Source organism: Parabacteroides sp. AF39-10AC, assembly GCF_003635405.1.
Classification (GTDB): domain Bacteria; phylum Bacteroidota; class Bacteroidia; order Bacteroidales; family Tannerellaceae; genus Parabacteroides; species Parabacteroides distasonis.
In genome coordinates, this window is record NZ_QTLP01000001.1 from 96950 (window position 1) to 113574 (window position 16625).

Here is a 16625-nt window from a genome sequence, read left to right on the forward strand (position 1 = left end):
GATCGTACTATGACTATTCCCTTTCCCTCCCAAGAGGGAAACGGGATATCATCTTGAAATACCTTCAAGTGTTTTTTCTATTAATTGACAGCTTTGGCTTTTCCTGCTTGCTCCAGGTTATAAGCGCTGCGTGTGAGTTTCTCTACCCAGATGACAAAGATACCAGTTAAAATTAAATTAAACACAATAGTTAACACAGAAATTATCAACATAGGGCCACCTAATCCATATCCCAAGGCTATGAAAATAACGCCGGCTCCTACCTCTCCACGGGTAAACATACCGATAGACAGCGCCAAACGCTCCCGTTTCATCCGGTCACGGTAGAAAAACAAAGGAAATAGTTTACCGATATTGGATAAGAATGAGACGATTACGACGTGTAAAGCGATCATCGACCATGACATCATCGGCTGGGAACCTGTCACCGTAGTTACTTCCGCCGCTTGCTGAGCAAAATCCACACCCATAAACACCGGCATGCTCACTCCGACAAGGAACATAAAGAGATAAGAGATAAAATCGGACACTTGGTGCTCGATCTTGGTATCGATATGCTTATGCCGCATGATCATACCTACGACAAACGCAGGTAAAAGTACCTCGATATGGATGCTAGCCTCCTCCCCGTACATATGTTTCGATACCAGATAAATCACTTGCGTGATACCAAACGTCACGACGGCATAGAACAAGATGGCTTTCCAGTCTTGACGTACATTATAATATCCCATTTTCTTCCAGCCCAGGATCAAGAGCAATACCACAACCAGAATAATGACTCCCAATTGCCAGCGCAAGCCGATCATCATGATTTGCAACGGGATCATCAACAGGATCGTATCCAAGTCGTCGAAGATCGCCAATACCTGTACTTTCTTATATACCCAAGAGGCTTTTAGCCCGGCGGCGGCCAACATCGTAAACAAGATACCCGCCGAAGTAGGCGCGGCGAACCGGCTTAGCAACAGGTTCTCCTTCCAAGCGTCCCAACTTCCCCATAAATCACCCGGAAGCAAGACAAACATATAATATAAAGCCACGAATATCCACGGAAACGCAGCCGTAGCCATCGCTATGAAATAATCTTCGGTATAAGACTTCCACCGGGTCTTATCAATCTCGAACTCACGCCCCACATTAATCATGATAAACGCAAGGCAAATAAACAAAAACGTATTAGAGATCGTCTTTACCAGCGAATACTGTTCCCCCACCATAGCGGGAAGCATTTGCGACACGACCAAACCCAACACTAGAAAAAGAGAGAATAAAAGAACTTTTTTCATTCAGATAAAACTATATTAATATTTACACAATAAAATGCAGGGGCAGGGTTCCTCATGAGCCTTGTCTCTACAAAAAACAATTGAAAATTGAATTAGTTGATCGCTTGCTACTCTTTTAGATAAGCGGTCTCAACCTTTAACAAACGATTTTTGAGGCGTTCAGCCTCTCCTTTACGGATACGAAGCGTCATCTCGCAATCCATCTCGAACTTCTGTGAGATGATAGCGGGGTTATCCTCTTTTACGATACGCATGATCCCGTTCAGGTATGGGTATTCGAAAACGACCGTGATGTCCTCGTCTACCGTACGTTCCTCGATCTCGGCGGCGGCGATAGCCTCGGCGGCGGCCGTGCGATAAGCGACGATCAGCCCACTGGTTCCTAACTCGATTCCACCAAAGTAACGTACTACGACAATCAATAAATCGGTCAGCTCATTCGAGTTGATCTGTCCGAGGATCGGTTTCCCGGCCGTGGAAGAAGGCTCCCCGTCATCGTTGGCCCGGAACGTCTGCCGCTCTGGACCTAACATATACGCCCAGCATACATGGCGGGCATCATAATATTGTTTACGGTATTTCTCCAGTTGCTCCTTCACCTCTTCCACCGTACGCACGGGGATAGCATACGAGATAAAGCGGCTGCGCTTCTCGGTATAATATCCCTCGGCTACTTGCTTGATGGTCTTGTAACTGTCGTCTGCCATAAATCAATCCGGTATTTTAGTGTTAGACACTTCCTCCCGGTACGCCCGGAAATCTTTCATGATCTCTTCGATCTCCTCGATGAAATAAGGATCTTTCACCTTATTCCTCACCTCCTCATAATAGGTCTCTATGGCAGCCAACGCACATACGTCCTGCCCTCTCAGCACGAAGTAAGGTTCCTCCTTCTCCACGCACTGCTTGATCATTTGTATAGGATTCTTCATTTTTTCTTATTTGCTATATCTAACTCTTCTTTCAAGAACGGAGCCGTAAACCCGACGCCACTCTTCGCTAAAGCCTCCGGAGTCCCGGTGAAAAGGACGTTACCTCCACGGCGACCGCCCTCGGGGCCCATATCGATCAAGTAATCGGCGCTTTTGATAACATCGAGGTTATGTTCGATAACGATGATCGTGTTGCCTTTATCCACCAACTTGTTCAATACCCCCAGCAAGACCCGGATATCCTCGAAGTGCAGACCGGTGGTAGGTTCATCCAATACATAAAGCGTCTTTCCCGTATCCCGCTTCGCCAGCTCGGTAGCCAGCTTGACACGTTGGCTCTCGCCACCGGATAAGGTAGTAGAGGGTTGCCCCAACTTGATATATCCCAGACCTACATCCTGCAGGACCTTGATCTTGGATAAGATAGTCGGGATATTCTCGAAGAACTCCACTGCCATATTAATCGTCATATCCAAGATATCCGCAATTGATTTCCCACGAAAACGAACCTCTAGGGTTTCCCGGTTATATCGCTTGCCGTGACAATCCTCGCAAGGCACCAGCACGTCCGGAAGGAAATTCATCTCGATCGTCTTATAGCCATTTCCCTTACAGGTCTCGCACCGTCCGCCCGATACGTTAAAAGAGAAACGTCCCGGTTTATACCCTCTCACCTTCGATTCCGGAAGTTCCACGAACAGATTCCGGATATCCGAGAATACCCCCGTATAGGTAGCCGGGTTGCTCCGGGGGGAACGACCGATCGGAGATTGATCCACATTCACGATCTTATCGACATGCTCGATTCCCTCGATGGCGTCGTATGCCAAGGGGTCTTCCAGCGAGCGATAGAAATGCTGGCTCAAGATCGGTTGCAGCGTGCGGTTTATCAAGGTAGACTTTCCGCTACCCGACACACCCGTGACGCAAATAAGAGTACCCAAGGGGAAAGACACGTCCACATGCTTCAGGTTATTGCCGCTGGCTCCCTTGATCGTAATAAACTGCCCGTTGCCTTTCCGACGCTCGGCAGGAACGGCTATCTCCGTGTTTCCATTCAGATAGGAAGAGGTCAAGGTATCTACACGCAGCATCTCCTTGGGCGTTCCCTCAAAGACGACCTCACCCCCCAGACGACCCGCTTTAGGCCCCATATCCACCACGTAATCGGCACTCAGCATCATATCCTTATCATGCTCCACGACGATCACGGAGTTTCCCGTATCACGCAATTGCTTCAAGGAGTTAATCAGACGGACGTTGTCCCGCTGGTGCAAACCGATACTCGGCTCATCCAATATATAAAGTACGTTCACCAATTGGCTTCCGATCTGGGTAGCCAAACGGATACGCTGGCTCTCGCCACCGGACAAGGTAGCGGAACCCCGGTTCATGGAAAGATAATCCAATCCCACATCCAGCAAGAAGCGCAGGCGGGAGCGTATCTCCTTCAATATCTCCGTAGCGATCCGAAGCTGTTTCGGGTCCAGCTTCTCCTCGATACCCTCCAGCCACTCGTATAATTCCGAGATATCCATGGCCGACAACTCGGCGATATTCTTTCCCGCTATCCGGTAGCTCAACGCCTCCTTATTCAACCGCCAGCCGTTACATTCCGGACAAGTGGCCATCTTGATGAATTGTCCCGCCCATTTCTGCGCCGAGGCGGATGCCTCGCTCTCCTGTTGCATCAAGATATACTTGGCGACTCCCTCATACGACAAGAAATAGTTAGACGATCCTAACGAGTCATTCTTGATCTGCAACCGCTCGTCCGTACCGTTCATGATCTCGTCCATCGCCTCCTCGGGAATATCCCGTATAGGCGTCTTGATCGTCACGCCATGCTTTTGGCAAAGCGCCTCGATCTGCCAGAATATCAACGAATTCTTATATTTACCCAAAGCGACGATGCCACCGCTATATATACTTAAGGATGGATCGGGAACGATCTTGTCCATATCCAACAAATTGACCTGTCCTAAGCCTTTACATTTCGGACACGCTCCTTGAGGGGAGTTGAACGAGAAATTATGCGGAGCCGGCTCACTGTAAGACAATCCAGTCACCGGGTCCATCAAGCGACGACTATAATGGCGAACCTCGTTAGTCTCGGCATCCAGTATCAGCACAAGGCCATCGCCTTGCTTCATGGCGATCTTCAAGCTCTCTTTCAAACGACGCTCGTCTGCCTTGGAGACAATCATCTTATCGATCACCACCTCGATGCTGTGCATCTTATAACGATCCAGCTTCATCCCATGGAAGATCTCTTTCAACTCGCCATCGACACGGACGTTCAGATATCCTTTTTTACGTATCTGCTCGAAAAGTTCCTTATAGTGCCCCTTACGATTACGGACCAACGGAGCCAAGAGATACGTTTTTTTCCCGTTGTACTCATCCAAGATCAGCCGTAAGACTTGATCCTCGGTATATTTCACCATCTTCTCCCCGCTCAAATAGGAATAGGCCTCTCCCGCCCTAGCGTAAAGCAAACGGAAAAAGTCATAGATCTCGGTAGTCGTACCGACGGTGGAACGAGGATTCTTATTGGTTGTCTTTTGCTCAATGGAGATAACCGGACTCAGACCCGTTATCTTATCCACATCGGGTCTCTCCATATTCCCTAAGAAATTCCGGGCGTAAGCCGAGAATGTCTCCACATACCGCCTTTGTCCCTCAGCGAAAATCGTATCGAACGCCAATGATGACTTGCCGCTACCACTCATGCCGGTAATCACCGTCAACTTATTCCTCGGAATCTCTACATCTATATTCTTCAGATTATGAACACGTGCGCCAAGTATGGATATGCGCCCGCCTTCCAATGCCTGCTTATCTTTTATCATCTTTTACCTATCTGGTTTTAGGGGCCGTAAAGATACGAAAAAAACAGAAGCCAATCAAACTTTCCAGCAAATCATAGTGTAATCTCAGCCACTTCCTTCCGCCTATTTACTCCCTTTGTCCTTCACCTCTGGCTGGGGAGAAGGAGCCTGTATGTTCTCATAAAACCTCTTTTTCTCCTCGTTACTTTTTTGGACAAGGCTTGTCACATATACCGTAAATATTGGAAACATCATCATGCCCAAAGCAGCCAATACGACTGAGAGGACTCGTCCCGTAACCGTAATAGCGGATATGTTAGAGCCAACCGTCGTCACATCCATAAACGCCCACCATAGAGCGTCCCCATAATTAGCCACCAACGGGTTCACCTTATGCTCCAAGACAAAAAATATAAGACTTGAGAAATAAACCGTGGCCAACAACATCGTCAAGTAAGAAACAAACAAGCCGGATGCCTTATTATACGATAACCATCCCACCACGATCGCCAACGCATACCCGCCCCGTACCAAAGGAACGAAACGTAAGAAATAACTAAGCTCGGGTGAGGTGATAATATGATAATATTCTATTATATTTTGGTAAGGGATCGCTACGAGCAAGAAAATAAAGTGCGTTCGCAAATAACGTAATTTATCTTTCGATAGGAAAAGTTCCAAAACAAAATCGAAAAGAAAAAACAAACAGATCCATAATTGAATCTTCTTATAAGAAGTTTGCGTGTAAAAGGGAATATTCTTAAATGTATCGATGGAGATACTGATAACCAAGAACAGCGACAACAATAGTATAATGATATGTAACACACCATATACCCCCTTCTTTCTCAATGCGAAATCAAATACGGCCATTTTCATAAGCGTTACTATTTATTTAATTATAATCCTTTTCATTTTGGTTTATGACAACAAACCTCATATACCATTTGTTTAAACAGCGAAATGTGTTAATTAACCAAGTTTTACGTAGCAAAAACAAAACATCTTCTTTGATTCGCTGTTATAAACTCAGACTTAAACGAGAGAAGTAATTCTCATTTTTAAAACATAAATCTATGGCAAATATCAACAAGACAGTAAAGCTAGGTGTGTTTACCCTAGCAATCATGAACGTGACGGCAGTAGTATCTTTACGCGGACTGCCAGCAGAAGCCGTATACGGACTAAGTTCGGCTTTCTATTACTTATTCGCGGCAATCGTATTCTTAATCCCGACCTCTTTGGTGGCAGCGGAATTAGCGGCAATGTTCCAAGACAAACAAGGTGGTGTATTCCGTTGGGTAGGTGAGGCCTATGGAAAACGTCTAGGCTTTCTGGCTATCTGGGTTCAATGGATTGAAAGTACGATCTGGTATCCGACAGTATTAACTTTTGGAGCCGTATCCATCGCCTTCATCGGTATGGATCATCCCGAAGATATGCTGCTGGCGAATAACAAATACTACACGTTAGCGATCGTGTTAATTATTTATTGGCTGGCTACATTTATCTCACTAAAGGGATTGAGTTGGGTTGGAAAAGTAGCGAAAATTGGAGGTATGGTAGGTACTATCATCCCGGCGGCGTTACTCATCATTTTAGGTATCGTATATCTAGCGACTGGCGGGCATTCCAATATGGATTTCCACAGTAACTTCTTCCCCGACTTCAGTAAATTCGACAACTTAGTCTTAGCCGCAAGTATCTTCCTTTTTTACGCAGGTATGGAAATGGGCGGTATTCACGTGAAAGACGTTGACAATCCTTCTAAAAACTATCCGAAAGCTGTATTTATCGGTGCCTTGATCACCGTTGTAATCTTCGTACTAGGAACTTTTGCGTTGGGTATTATTATCCCAGAGAAAGACATCAATCTTACGCAAAGTTTATTAGTGGGATTCGACAATTACTTCAAGTACATTCATGCCTCATGGTTATCCCCAATTATCGCTATCGCTTTGGCATTTGGCGTATTAGCAGGAGTATTGACATGGGTCGCTGGTCCTTCCAAAGGTATATTCGCAGTTGGTAAAGCAGGTTATCTGCCCCCGTTCTTCCAGAAGACCAATAAGATCGGCGTACAGAAAAACATCCTTTATATCCAAGGAGCGGCTGTTACACTTCTTAGCTTATTATTCGTGGTAATGCCATCCGTACAAAGCTTTTATCAGATCTTATCACAGCTTACGGTGATCTTATATTTAATAATGTATATGTTGATGTTCTCCGGAGCGATCGCATTACGTTATAAGATGAAAAAGGCAGGTCGTCCTTTCCGTATCGGAAAAGGTGGCAATGGCTTGATGTGGTTGATCGGAGGTTTAGGATTCTGTGGTTCCTTATTAGCGTTCGTATTAAGTTTCATTCCTCCTAGCCAGATTTCTACAGGAAATAATACGGTTTGGTTCGCCGTTCTCTTCATCGGTGTAATTGTTGTCGTTGCGGCACCGTTTATTATCTATGCGTCTAAGAAAGCATCTTGGGTAGATCCGAACACTGAATTCGAACCGTTCCATTGGGAAGTAAAAAATGACGTATCCGAGACGAATACGACAAAAGCATAACACACATTCATCTCGATAATTACCTAGTCCGGGCTGCGAAAATATTGCAGCTCGGACTTTTTCGTAAAAATAGCACAGAATATTTACGTTTTATTATGTGTATTATAAAAATGTAATTATCTTTGCGATAGTATTCATAAAATAAAATATCAAAAGAACTATGGCACGTACAGTAGATTATTCAAAAAAGGCAGAGAAAATCAAAGAGCAAGTAGATGAATTAGTACAAGAATTAATGGCTGCTAAATCGGCTCCGGTAGTCTCCAAAAGAAGTTTAAAAGTAGCTGACATCAATTTCGAGAACGAGGATGTTAATACATTAATGCAAATACAAGCTCGCCTCGCTCGCGTTATCTTGGAGAAGAGCAAATAAGAAAAAACTCTGCTAAGGTTTTAATAAAAGCGCCTTTCCCGTCTTTAAGGATGTTTCGGGAAAGGCACTTTATTTTTCAGGTCTCGTGCGAACTTTCAAAGAAAAAGCTTATCTTTGAAAACCTAATCAATAACATGTATGGAACTAACACTCCCAACGAAAGTTAATGTGACACATCCCATCATGCTAGACACGAAGATATTAGTCGTGATCGGAGCGAACGGTGCGGGAAAAAGCTCTTTTGGCAGAGATTTATTGGAGAGATATGCGGGTCAAGCGAAAAGAATATCCGGTATACATGCCTTATTCATCAGCGATGACGAATCTAAATTATCGGCCTCCAATGAATTCGCACGTTTACAGTCTATGATCAAAGAACGACTGTTCATGCCACGTATTTCTGAATACGAGAAACTGATTTTGCAACTCCAGAGCGAGGAGTTCGAGGCGGCAGTCAATTTCAAGGAAGCCTGCAAGACTAATAACGAAGTAGATCCTCCGATCACCAAGATAGATATTATACAAGCGATCTGGGAAAAGATGTTTCCGCATAATCGTCTGATACGAAAGTCGGGATTTATCGAGCTTGTATCCACGGGGCGTGATTCAAATTCCTACACCGCCGGACGCATGAGCGATAGCGAGAAACTGGTGTTCTACTTGATTGGGGCCGCATTATGCGCATGCCCGAACGCCTTGCTCGTGATCGAAGAGCCGGAAACCCTTCTCCACAACTCCATAAAGAACCAGCTTTGGGACGAGATTGAGGCGATACGTCCGGACTGTACGTTTGTTTATCTCACACATGACATTGATTTCGCCACCTCCCGCTCCGACAGCAAACGGATCTGGATTCGTTCTTACGATGCGGATCATTCCGTATGGGATTACGAGTTGATCGAGAGTAATGAAAGTTTCCCGGAAGAAGTATATATGGAAATACTTGGCAGCCGGAAACCGATCTTGTTTATCGAAGGGACCGACACGAACAGTATCGACAGCAAGCTTTACCCCTTCATATTCCCCGATTATTTGGTGAAACCGATGGGTGGTTGCCAAAAAGTAATCGAGACAACCAAAGCGTTCGGCCAACTGAAAGACTTCCATACATTAGATAGCAAAGGTATCGTAGATCGTGATAGGCGTACGCAAGGAGAAATAAACTATCTACGGGAACAACATATTTATGTACCGGACGTAGCGGAAGTGGAGAACCTATTGATGATAGAGGATGTGATCAAGACGGTCGCCAAACGGTTGATGAAAGATCCGGACGATGTTTTCAAGCAAGTGAAAGAAAACGTAGTACGTCTTTTCCAAAAAGAACTGGATTCGCAAGTAATCCTTCATGCCAAACATCAAGTCCGTAAAAAACTGGAGACTACCGTTGATCGCAAGATAACGACGGTGGAGCAATTAACCGAACATGTAGAGAGTATCCGTCTGAACATCCATGCGGAAGAAATATACAAAAACATAAAAGAAGAGTTCGAGTCTTATATAGAAACGGAGAACTACAAAAGCATCCTCCGTGTTTATAATCAAAAAGGGATGTTACCACAGAGCCGCCTATGCGCGATCTGCGGTATCAGTAACAAAGAGAGTTATTTAAACCTGATTCTCTCCATATTAAAGGAAAACAAGGAGGATGCGGAAGCGATACGAAAGGCTATCAAACATTCATTGGGCACATAAAAAGTTTCTAAAAATGCGGGGAAAGTCCATAAAAAATTGTTCTTTTGCAAACTGTTTTATAACATTAATGGGCCAAAGCCCTATATATTAATTGTCATATGCGTACACCTACACTTCAATATCTTTACTTGCAAAAGCCGGTAACCATGATGGTAGTAATCTGTATTATATCTGTGTTACCTTGGATTGGCCTCGGCGACTTTTCCACCAAAGGGGAACCTCGGGAAGCGGCCGTAGCGATCTCCATGCTCGAGACAGGTAATTGGGTCTTGCCACAATCTTACGCGAACGAGTTCGCTTTTAAGCCACCGATGGCGCATTGGTTAATGGCTGCTTTCTCCTATCCACAGGGATATGTTTCCGAGTTCACCTCCCGCTTGCCATCGGCTTTAGCCTTTATTACCTTGATCGGGTTCGTATTGGTCTTTTTCGGTAAACGAATCGTAAAGTTTCAGGAGGCATTCATAGCGACCCTCCTATTGGTCACCTGCGTAGAGATACATCGGGCGGCCATGACGACTCGGGTGGATATGTTGCTCACTACTTTCATCGTCATAGGGCTTTTCCAGCTATATCGATGGGAAGATAAATTAGAGCTGAAAGGACTTCCCATATTCATACCTTTATTATTAGGATGCGCCGTTCTGACCAAAGGACCGGTAGGCGTAGTATTGCCCCTATTCGTATTCGGCATTTATCTATTAATGTTAGGTCAATACAGTTATCTCACCATATTCAAGACTTTATTATATGCGGGAATTTCCTCTTTATTCCTACCGATGTTGTGGTATACCGCTGCATGGAAGCAGGGTGGAGATGAGTTCCTTAATGTCGTATTAGCGGAGAATTTCGCTCGTTTCTTACACCTAAACACTCCTGAAATTTCCTATGATCTGGGGCATGAGAATGGTGTTTGGTACAATTTCATGACGTTGGCGGCAGGCTTTATACCTTGGACTATTTTCTTTTTCTTCTCTTTATTCGGGCTGAAACTTAGTAAGCCTGAGCAACCTATTAAAGAGATCTTAAAGAATACGTGGAAACGTATCCGCTCCATGGAAAAAGTTCGTTTATTTAGTTTGGTTGCTTTAGTCGGCATCCTTTTCTTCTATTCGATCCCTTCCAGTAAACGAAGCGTATATTTAATGCCGGCTTATCCGTTCATTGCCTTGTTCTTGGCTCAGTATGCCTTATATATTACAGAATACCGTACGAAAGTAACTCGGGTATTCGCTGCCTTTTTAGCTTCCGTAGTAAGTGTCGTCATGATAGCGATCTTGCTTACGGTATTCAGTATTATTGATCCTGTTGGTATCGTCGGTCAATATACACAAAACGCATCGACCTTGGACATGGTACAAATGGTATCAAAAGTATTAGTTCACCCCAGTACGCTTACGATCTGTATTATCTTCATAAATCTATTGATATTAGGAACGGTCTATTACCAGATGTTCAAGAAAATAAATATCAAGATTCTCTACGCTACGATAGCCTTGACATTCTCGGTTAATTTATTAATTGATGGTGTCATTATGAGAGGTATTCGTGAAGGGGATTCTTGCCGTGTTTTCGCTGAACGTATCCTGAAAGAATATCCATTGAATAAAAAGAATGTATATGTCGTAAATAACCTTCGGATTTATCGGAATCTGTACGGGTTAAACTTCTATATGGGAAATATCTTCCATGACTTCGATAAAGAAACACCCGCCAAAGGTTATTTCCTGATCGGAGAAAATGAGATGGAAAAGGTACTTTCCACATACGGGGATAAATATACCTTCCGTACACTGACTAAGTCAGATCAAACGTTCAGCGAGCTAAAACAAAAAATCGTGCTTAGCGAGTTCGAGTTGAAATAGAAATGTAATATCTAATAGTATACCATGAATAGTTCCTATATTTCCCCTTTCGCCAAGCCGGTCTACATCATGTTGAAACCGGTTGGTTCTGTTTGTAATTTGGCATGCGAGTATTGTTATTACCTTGAGAAAAGTAAGTTCTATCCGGACGTGAAGAATCACATCATGACGGATCAGATACTCGAGAAGTTCATCAAGGAATACATGGAATGCCAAACCATGCAAGAAGTCTTGTTTACATGGCATGGAGGCGAGACGCTGATGCGGCCGATCAGCTTCTATAAAAAAGCCTTGGAGTTGCAGCGTAAGTATGCGGGAGGACGGCAAATAGATAACTGTATCCAAACCAATGGTACCCTATTGAATGATGAGTGGTGCCAATTTTTCAAGGAAAATAATTTCTTGGTGGGTGTATCTATCGATGGCCCGCAAGAGTTCCACGACGAATACCGTAGGAACCGGCAGGGACTCCCCTCTTTCTATAAAGTGATGAAGGGAATCGAGTTGCTGAAAAAACATGGGGTAGAATATAACGCCATGGCCGTCGTGAATGATTATAACGTGGATTATCCGCTGGAATTCTATAATTTCTTCAAGGAACTGGATTGCCGTTTCATCCAATTCGCCCCGATCGTGGAGCGTATCGGCCGGCACAAGGAAGGTACCAAGCTATCTTCTCCCGAGGAACAAGACGCTGCGATCGAGCTAGCTTCGTTCTCGGTAGATAGCGAGAAATGGGGGGATTTCCTTTGCGCCTTGTTCGACGAGTGGCTGAAAGAGGATGTCGGCAAGTTCTACATCCAATTATTCGATTCCACCTTGGCGAACTGGGTAGGCGAGCAACCCGGGGTCTGCTCCTTGGCCCGCCATTGCGGTCACGCCGGGGTAATGGAGTTCAATGGCGACGTATATGCTTGCGACCATTTCGTATTCCCGGAATACAAACTCGGGAATATCCAAACAAAGACATTAACGGAGATGATGTACAGTCCGGTACAACAAAAGTTTGGAACGGATAAAGAAGATAAGCTCCCTACGCAATGCAAGGAATGCGAATATCTTTTCGCTTGCCATGGGGAATGCCCGAAAAACCGGTTCCTCCATACGCCGAATGGAGAGCCGGGACTAAATTATCTATGTAAGGGATACAAGAAATTCTTCAAGCACGTAGCTCCTTACATGGATTTTATGAAAAAAGAGTTATTGAATCAACGTCCACCCGCAAACGTGATGGATTGGGCTAAACAACAACAACATGAATATTAACAGACGTGATTTCATTAAAACAGGAAGTATGGTTATGCTTGGAACATTAGCGGCTCCTTCCCTACTAGGAAGTTGCACCGGTAGTGAGAGTGATAAAGCAGCCGGTATTTCATTCGCCATGAATTATTTCAAGGTGAGTGAGGGGGATTTGAGGAAAGTATTGGCGGCAGCCTTGGAGAAAGGCGGGGATTATGCCGATTTGTTTTTTGAGCATTCATACAGGAACAACGTAGGGTTGCAGGATGGTGCCGTAAACCGTGCCTCATCTAACATCGATTTTGGGATGGGCGTACGTGTTTTGTCCGGCGACCAAACGGGATATGCCTACGTGGAGAACGTCAGCTTGGACGAGATGCTAAAGGCGGCTCGTACGGCCGCACGGATCGCCACCGGATCAGCGAATACCGCTCCTATCAACTTAACGGAAGAAAAGCATACGAACAATTTCTATAGCGTACAAACACCTTGGGACGAGATAGCCATTAATGACAAGATGCCTTTCTTGCAGAAACTGAACGATCAGATCTTCGCCAAGGACAAGCGGGTCACCAAGGTGATGGCCTCTTTGGGAGACACGACCTCTCATATCTTATTTTGTAACTCGGAAGGGCAGATTTATTACGATTATCGCCCGATGAGCGCCTTGAGCGCCGTCTGCATCATGGAGGATAACGGGAAGATCGAGAACTCGTACGCCGCACGGGCTTTTCGTATGGGAGCGGAATTCCTGACGGACGACCTGATCGACGAGCTTGCCCAAGAGGCGGTGGATAAGACCTCTATCTTATTTCAGGCGATCAAGCCAAAAGGCGGGGAAATGCCCGTTGTCATGGGTGCCGGTGGCTCTGGCATCTTATTGCACGAGGCGATCGGCCATGCTTTCGAGGCAGATTTCAACCGTAAGAACACCTCTATTTTCTCTGATCAACTGAACAAGAAAGTTTGCAACGAGCATATCAACGTGGTGGACGACGGCACGATTCCTTTCAACCGGGGCTCGGTCAATATCGATGACGAGGGTGTGGACGGACAAAAAACCTATATCGTACGGGAGGGAGTCTTGACCAGTTATCTGCACGATCGTATCAGCGCGAAACATTACGGCATCCCCTCTACGGGCAATGGCCGCCGGGAGTCTTTCCGTCAGATGCCTATCCCCCGTATGCGTGCCACTTATATGGAAGCGGGCAACGTGACGGAAGAGGAGATCATCTCTACCGTAAAGAAAGGTATCTATGCCGCCAACTTCACGAACGGGCAGGTACAGATCGGCGCGGGCGATTTTACCTTCTTCGTGAAGGATGGTTACTTGATCGAGAACGGCAAGCTTACCCAACCTATCAAGGATATCAATATCATCGGTAACGGCCCGAAAGCGTTGGCGGATATCACGATGGTGGGTAATAATTATAAAATGGATAACGGCACATGGACCTGCGGTAAGGATGGACAGTCTTGCCCGGTAACCTGCGGTATGCCGTCGGCCTTAGTCAGCAAACTTACAGTAGGAGGAGAAAACTAATATGATAACAAACGAAAATAAGAAATTGGCTCAATGGGCCATGGAATATGCCTTGAAGAATGGTTGCCAATCTTCACGTGTCACGCTTTACAATGGTTCCAGCAGTTCGTTTGAGATACGGGATATGAAAATAGACCGTCTGCAACAGGCATCCGAGAACAGCATGGTGGTTCATTTGTTCGTGGACGGCCGTTACGGCTCCTACTCTACCAATCGCTTGGATAAGAAAGAGCTGGAGAAGTTCATCAAGGATGGTATCGCCGCCACTCGTTTCCTCGCCGAGGACAAGGCTCGCACGCTGCCGGACGCTTCCTTGTATTATAAAGGTGGGGCGGCGGACTTGCGATTGGTCGACCCGAATTTCGACTCCGTGCAACCGGACGACAAGGTAGCGTTGGCCATGAGCGTCTGTGAGGAAATCATGGGCAAGGACGACCGGATCATCTCCGCCAACGCTTCCTACAGCGACGAGAAGGACTTTAAGTACATGGTAGCCAGCAACGGTTTCGAAGGCGAGGCTTCTGGTTCCTCTTATGGCTTGGTGGGGAGTGTCAGCATCCGTGGGGAGGGTGACGCCCGTCCCGAGTCTTATTGGTACGACTCTTCCTTGTATTATGACGAGCTGGTGAAGACCGGTATCGGTACGAAAGCGCTGGAACGGGTGCTTCGAAAACTGGGACAGCGGAAAGTGGCGTCCGGTAAATATACCATGATCGTGGATAACATGAACTCCAGTCGTCTGCTTTCTCCAGTAATCGGAGCCATTTACGGTTCCTCCATCCAGCAAAAGAACTCTTTCTTGTTGGATAAGATCGACCAAAAGGTAGCGAGCGACAAGATGACCTTGATAGATGAGCCTCATTTGGTAAAGGCTTCCGGCGCACGTTATTTCGATAGCGAGGGTGTTGCCACGAAACGTCTTCCGGTATTCGAGCAGGGTATATTGAAAACGTATTATATCGATACGTATTCCGCCAACAAGATGGGCATGGAACAAACGATCGGCTCTCCCTCGATTCTTACCATGCGGAATGGTGATAAGGATCTGGACGGATTGATCGCCTCTATCGACAAAGGTATATTGGTGACCGGCTTCAACGGTGGAAACTGCAATAGCACGACCGGCGATTTCTCGTATGGCGTGGAAGGTTTCTTGATCGAGAGAGGCAAGCTATCCCAACCGATCTCCGAGATGAACGCCACGGGTAATATGCTCTCCCTATGGAGTAACCTAGCGGAAGTCGGAAACGACCCCCGCCTATCCTCCAGCTGGCGAATCCCTTCCTTGCTTTTCAATGGGGTTGATTTTAGCGGATTATAAATACAAGAAACAACATCCGGAAGAACAAGAATAAAAGAAGCCGGAACCGCTAAACACAGTTCCGGCTTCTTTATTTTTCCTTACACCAAATTATAGATCGCTATAAAATGGCAAACCGTTCCCCCGAGAACGAATAAATGCCATGCGGAATGCATATATTTATATTTATCCAGAAAGAAGAAAATCGTTCCTAAGGAATAGAACAAGCCTCCTCCGATCAACCAATATAAGACATACATCGAATCCGTACGCTGGAAAACATCGATCAAAGGTTTGAAAGCGATAATCACCACCCAGCTCATCAGCAGATAACAAACCGTTTTCAGATTATCCTTTTTCTTCATCCGACGGAAACTAAACCATACGCCGATAACCGCGGCCAGCCAAACCGTAATAAATAATCCCCAGCCCCAGAAACCCTCGTCGCGGAGAGCCACCAAGGTAAATGGCGTATAAGTACCCGCGATATGCAAATAAATAGCGCTATGATCCCAACGGCGCAACTGGCATTTTCGCTTGGGATCGGAAGCGGCGTGGTAAAAGGTAGATGTCACATACGAGGAAGTCATGCACAACGCATAAACGGCGAAACTACCGATCACCCACGGATCACCTGTACGAATCCCGGCGATCATCAAGACGACAATCGCCGTTAAGCCGAACAACATGCCCGCGCCATGCGTAAGCACATTCGCTACTTCCTCACCATGAGTCTGTCTTTGTTTTCTCATCCATCCGATCGCTACGACTACAAGGCGCTGGCCTTGAAACCGGCCTCCGATACGGCTGAAAGAATGGTCTCCGCCGGAAGATCGGTTGTTATAGTCAATGTTTTATCCGGGGATTTCAAGTCGATCGACCATGCGTCCTCTTTTACTAATTTATTCAACTTAGCACCGATAGCCGCCACGCATCCGCCACATTTAGCGTTTGTCTTAAATTTTAATGTTGCCATATCTCTATTTAT

The 16625-nt window shown here is 45.6% G+C and carries 14 protein-coding genes; 7 read left to right on the forward strand and 7 right to left on the reverse strand.

The window, feature by feature from the left end:
• Positions 1–80: 80 nt before the first annotated feature.
• From DW033_RS00375 to DW033_RS00395, 5 genes are all read right to left on the reverse strand, one after another.
• Positions 81–1289, reverse strand: a complete 1209-nt coding sequence (locus DW033_RS00375; protein ID WP_036611485.1) for a cation:proton antiporter — start codon at positions 1287–1289, stop codon at positions 81–83.
• A gap of 107 nt (positions 1290–1396) precedes the next feature.
• Complete coding sequence (locus tag DW033_RS00380; protein WP_005857285.1) at positions 1397–1996, reverse strand: YigZ family protein; 600 nt, start codon at positions 1994–1996, stop codon at positions 1397–1399.
• Between the two features lie 3 nt (positions 1997–1999).
• Positions 2000–2221, reverse strand: coding sequence for a hypothetical protein (locus tag DW033_RS00385; protein ID WP_005857287.1), 222 nt, complete (start codon positions 2219–2221; stop codon positions 2000–2002).
• Positions 2218–5073: an excinuclease ABC subunit UvrA gene (gene uvrA / locus DW033_RS00390; protein ID WP_121961031.1), complete on the reverse strand. Its 2856-nt coding sequence runs from the start codon at positions 5071–5073 to the stop codon at positions 2218–2220. Before uvrA ends, DW033_RS00385 begins: the two co-directional genes overlap by 4 nt.
• A gap of 102 nt (positions 5074–5175) precedes the next feature.
• A complete protein-coding gene (locus DW033_RS00395; protein WP_048928450.1) occupies positions 5176–5931 on the reverse strand; it encodes a potassium channel family protein in 756 nt (251 codons plus the stop codon).
• A gap of 197 nt (positions 5932–6128) precedes the next feature.
• Here DW033_RS00395 and gadC point away from each other — a divergent pair, with 197 nt between their 5' ends.
• From gadC to DW033_RS00430, 7 genes are all read left to right on the forward strand, one after another.
• Complete coding sequence (gene gadC / locus DW033_RS00400) at positions 6129–7616, forward strand: putative glutamine/gamma-aminobutyrate antiporter GadC (RefSeq protein ID WP_005857294.1); 1488 nt, start codon at positions 6129–6131, stop codon at positions 7614–7616.
• A gap of 160 nt (positions 7617–7776) precedes the next feature.
• Positions 7777–7989, forward strand: coding sequence for a hypothetical protein (locus DW033_RS00405; protein WP_005857296.1), 213 nt, complete (start codon positions 7777–7779; stop codon positions 7987–7989).
• Positions 7990–8127: 138 nt separating this feature from the next.
• Positions 8128–9684, forward strand: coding sequence for a DUF4435 domain-containing protein (locus DW033_RS00410; RefSeq protein ID WP_005862693.1), 1557 nt, complete (start codon positions 8128–8130; stop codon positions 9682–9684).
• Between the two features lie 98 nt (positions 9685–9782).
• Positions 9783–11549: a glycosyltransferase family 39 protein gene (locus DW033_RS00415; RefSeq protein ID WP_005862695.1), complete on the forward strand. Its 1767-nt coding sequence runs from the start codon at positions 9783–9785 to the stop codon at positions 11547–11549.
• A 24-nt stretch (positions 11550–11573) separates the two neighbouring features.
• Positions 11574–12815, forward strand: a complete 1242-nt coding sequence (locus DW033_RS00420; protein WP_122297251.1) for an anaerobic sulfatase-maturation protein — start codon at positions 11574–11576, stop codon at positions 12813–12815.
• The gene (locus tag DW033_RS00425; protein ID WP_008772291.1) at positions 12805–14337 is read left to right on the forward strand and encodes a TldD/PmbA family protein; all 1533 of its coding nucleotides are present in this window, start codon (positions 12805–12807) and stop codon (positions 14335–14337) included. Before DW033_RS00420 ends, DW033_RS00425 begins: the two co-directional genes overlap by 11 nt.
• A 1-nt stretch (position 14338) precedes the next feature.
• Positions 14339–15658 (forward strand): TldD/PmbA family protein, encoded by a 1320-nt coding sequence (locus DW033_RS00430; RefSeq protein WP_005862700.1) that lies wholly within the window; start codon positions 14339–14341, stop codon positions 15656–15658.
• Between the two features lie 80 nt (positions 15659–15738).
• Here the strand turns inward: DW033_RS00430 and DW033_RS00435 are convergent, their stop codons facing one another.
• Positions 15739–16389 carry a hemolysin III family protein gene (locus tag DW033_RS00435; RefSeq protein WP_005857308.1) on the reverse strand — a complete coding sequence of 217 codons (651 nt, stop codon included), beginning with the start codon at positions 16387–16389 and terminating at the stop codon, positions 15739–15741.
• A 17-nt stretch (positions 16390–16406) separates the two neighbouring features.
• Positions 16407–16613 carry a heavy-metal-associated domain-containing protein gene (locus DW033_RS00440; RefSeq protein WP_005857310.1) on the reverse strand — a complete coding sequence of 69 codons (207 nt, stop codon included), beginning with the start codon at positions 16611–16613 and terminating at the stop codon, positions 16407–16409.
• Positions 16614–16625: the final 12 nt, after the last annotated feature.

Excerpts from the sequence above, each read along its gene's own strand:
- DW033_RS00375 (WP_036611485.1), bottom strand. The coding sequence starts at position 1,289 with ATGAAAAAAGTTCTTTTATTCTCTCTTTTTCTAGTGTTGGGTTTGGTC.
- DW033_RS00380 (WP_005857285.1), bottom strand. The coding sequence starts at position 1,996 with ATGGCAGACGACAGTTACAAGACCATCAAGCAAGTAGCCGAGGGATAT.
- DW033_RS00385 (WP_005857287.1), bottom strand. The coding sequence starts at position 2,221 with ATGAAGAATCCTATACAAATGATCAAGCAGTGCGTGGAGAAGGAGGAA.
- uvrA (WP_121961031.1), bottom strand. The coding sequence starts at position 5,073 with ATGATAAAAGATAAGCAGGCATTGGAAGGCGGGCGCATATCCATACTT.
- DW033_RS00395 (WP_048928450.1), bottom strand. The coding sequence starts at position 5,931 with ATGAAAATGGCCGTATTTGATTTCGCATTGAGAAAGAAGGGGGTATAT.
- gadC (WP_005857294.1), top strand. The coding sequence starts at position 6,129 with ATGGCAAATATCAACAAGACAGTAAAGCTAGGTGTGTTTACCCTAGCA.
- DW033_RS00405 (WP_005857296.1), top strand. The coding sequence starts at position 7,777 with ATGGCACGTACAGTAGATTATTCAAAAAAGGCAGAGAAAATCAAAGAG.
- DW033_RS00410 (WP_005862693.1), top strand. The coding sequence starts at position 8,128 with ATGGAACTAACACTCCCAACGAAAGTTAATGTGACACATCCCATCATG.
- DW033_RS00415 (WP_005862695.1), top strand. The coding sequence starts at position 9,783 with ATGCGTACACCTACACTTCAATATCTTTACTTGCAAAAGCCGGTAACC.
- DW033_RS00420 (WP_122297251.1), top strand. The coding sequence starts at position 11,574 with ATGAATAGTTCCTATATTTCCCCTTTCGCCAAGCCGGTCTACATCATG.
- DW033_RS00425 (WP_008772291.1), top strand. The coding sequence starts at position 12,805 with ATGAATATTAACAGACGTGATTTCATTAAAACAGGAAGTATGGTTATG.
- DW033_RS00430 (WP_005862700.1), top strand. The coding sequence starts at position 14,339 with ATGATAACAAACGAAAATAAGAAATTGGCTCAATGGGCCATGGAATAT.
- DW033_RS00435 (WP_005857308.1), bottom strand. The coding sequence starts at position 16,389 with ATGAGAAAACAAAGACAGACTCATGGTGAGGAAGTAGCGAATGTGCTT.
- DW033_RS00440 (WP_005857310.1), bottom strand. The coding sequence starts at position 16,613 with ATGGCAACATTAAAATTTAAGACAAACGCTAAATGTGGCGGATGCGTG.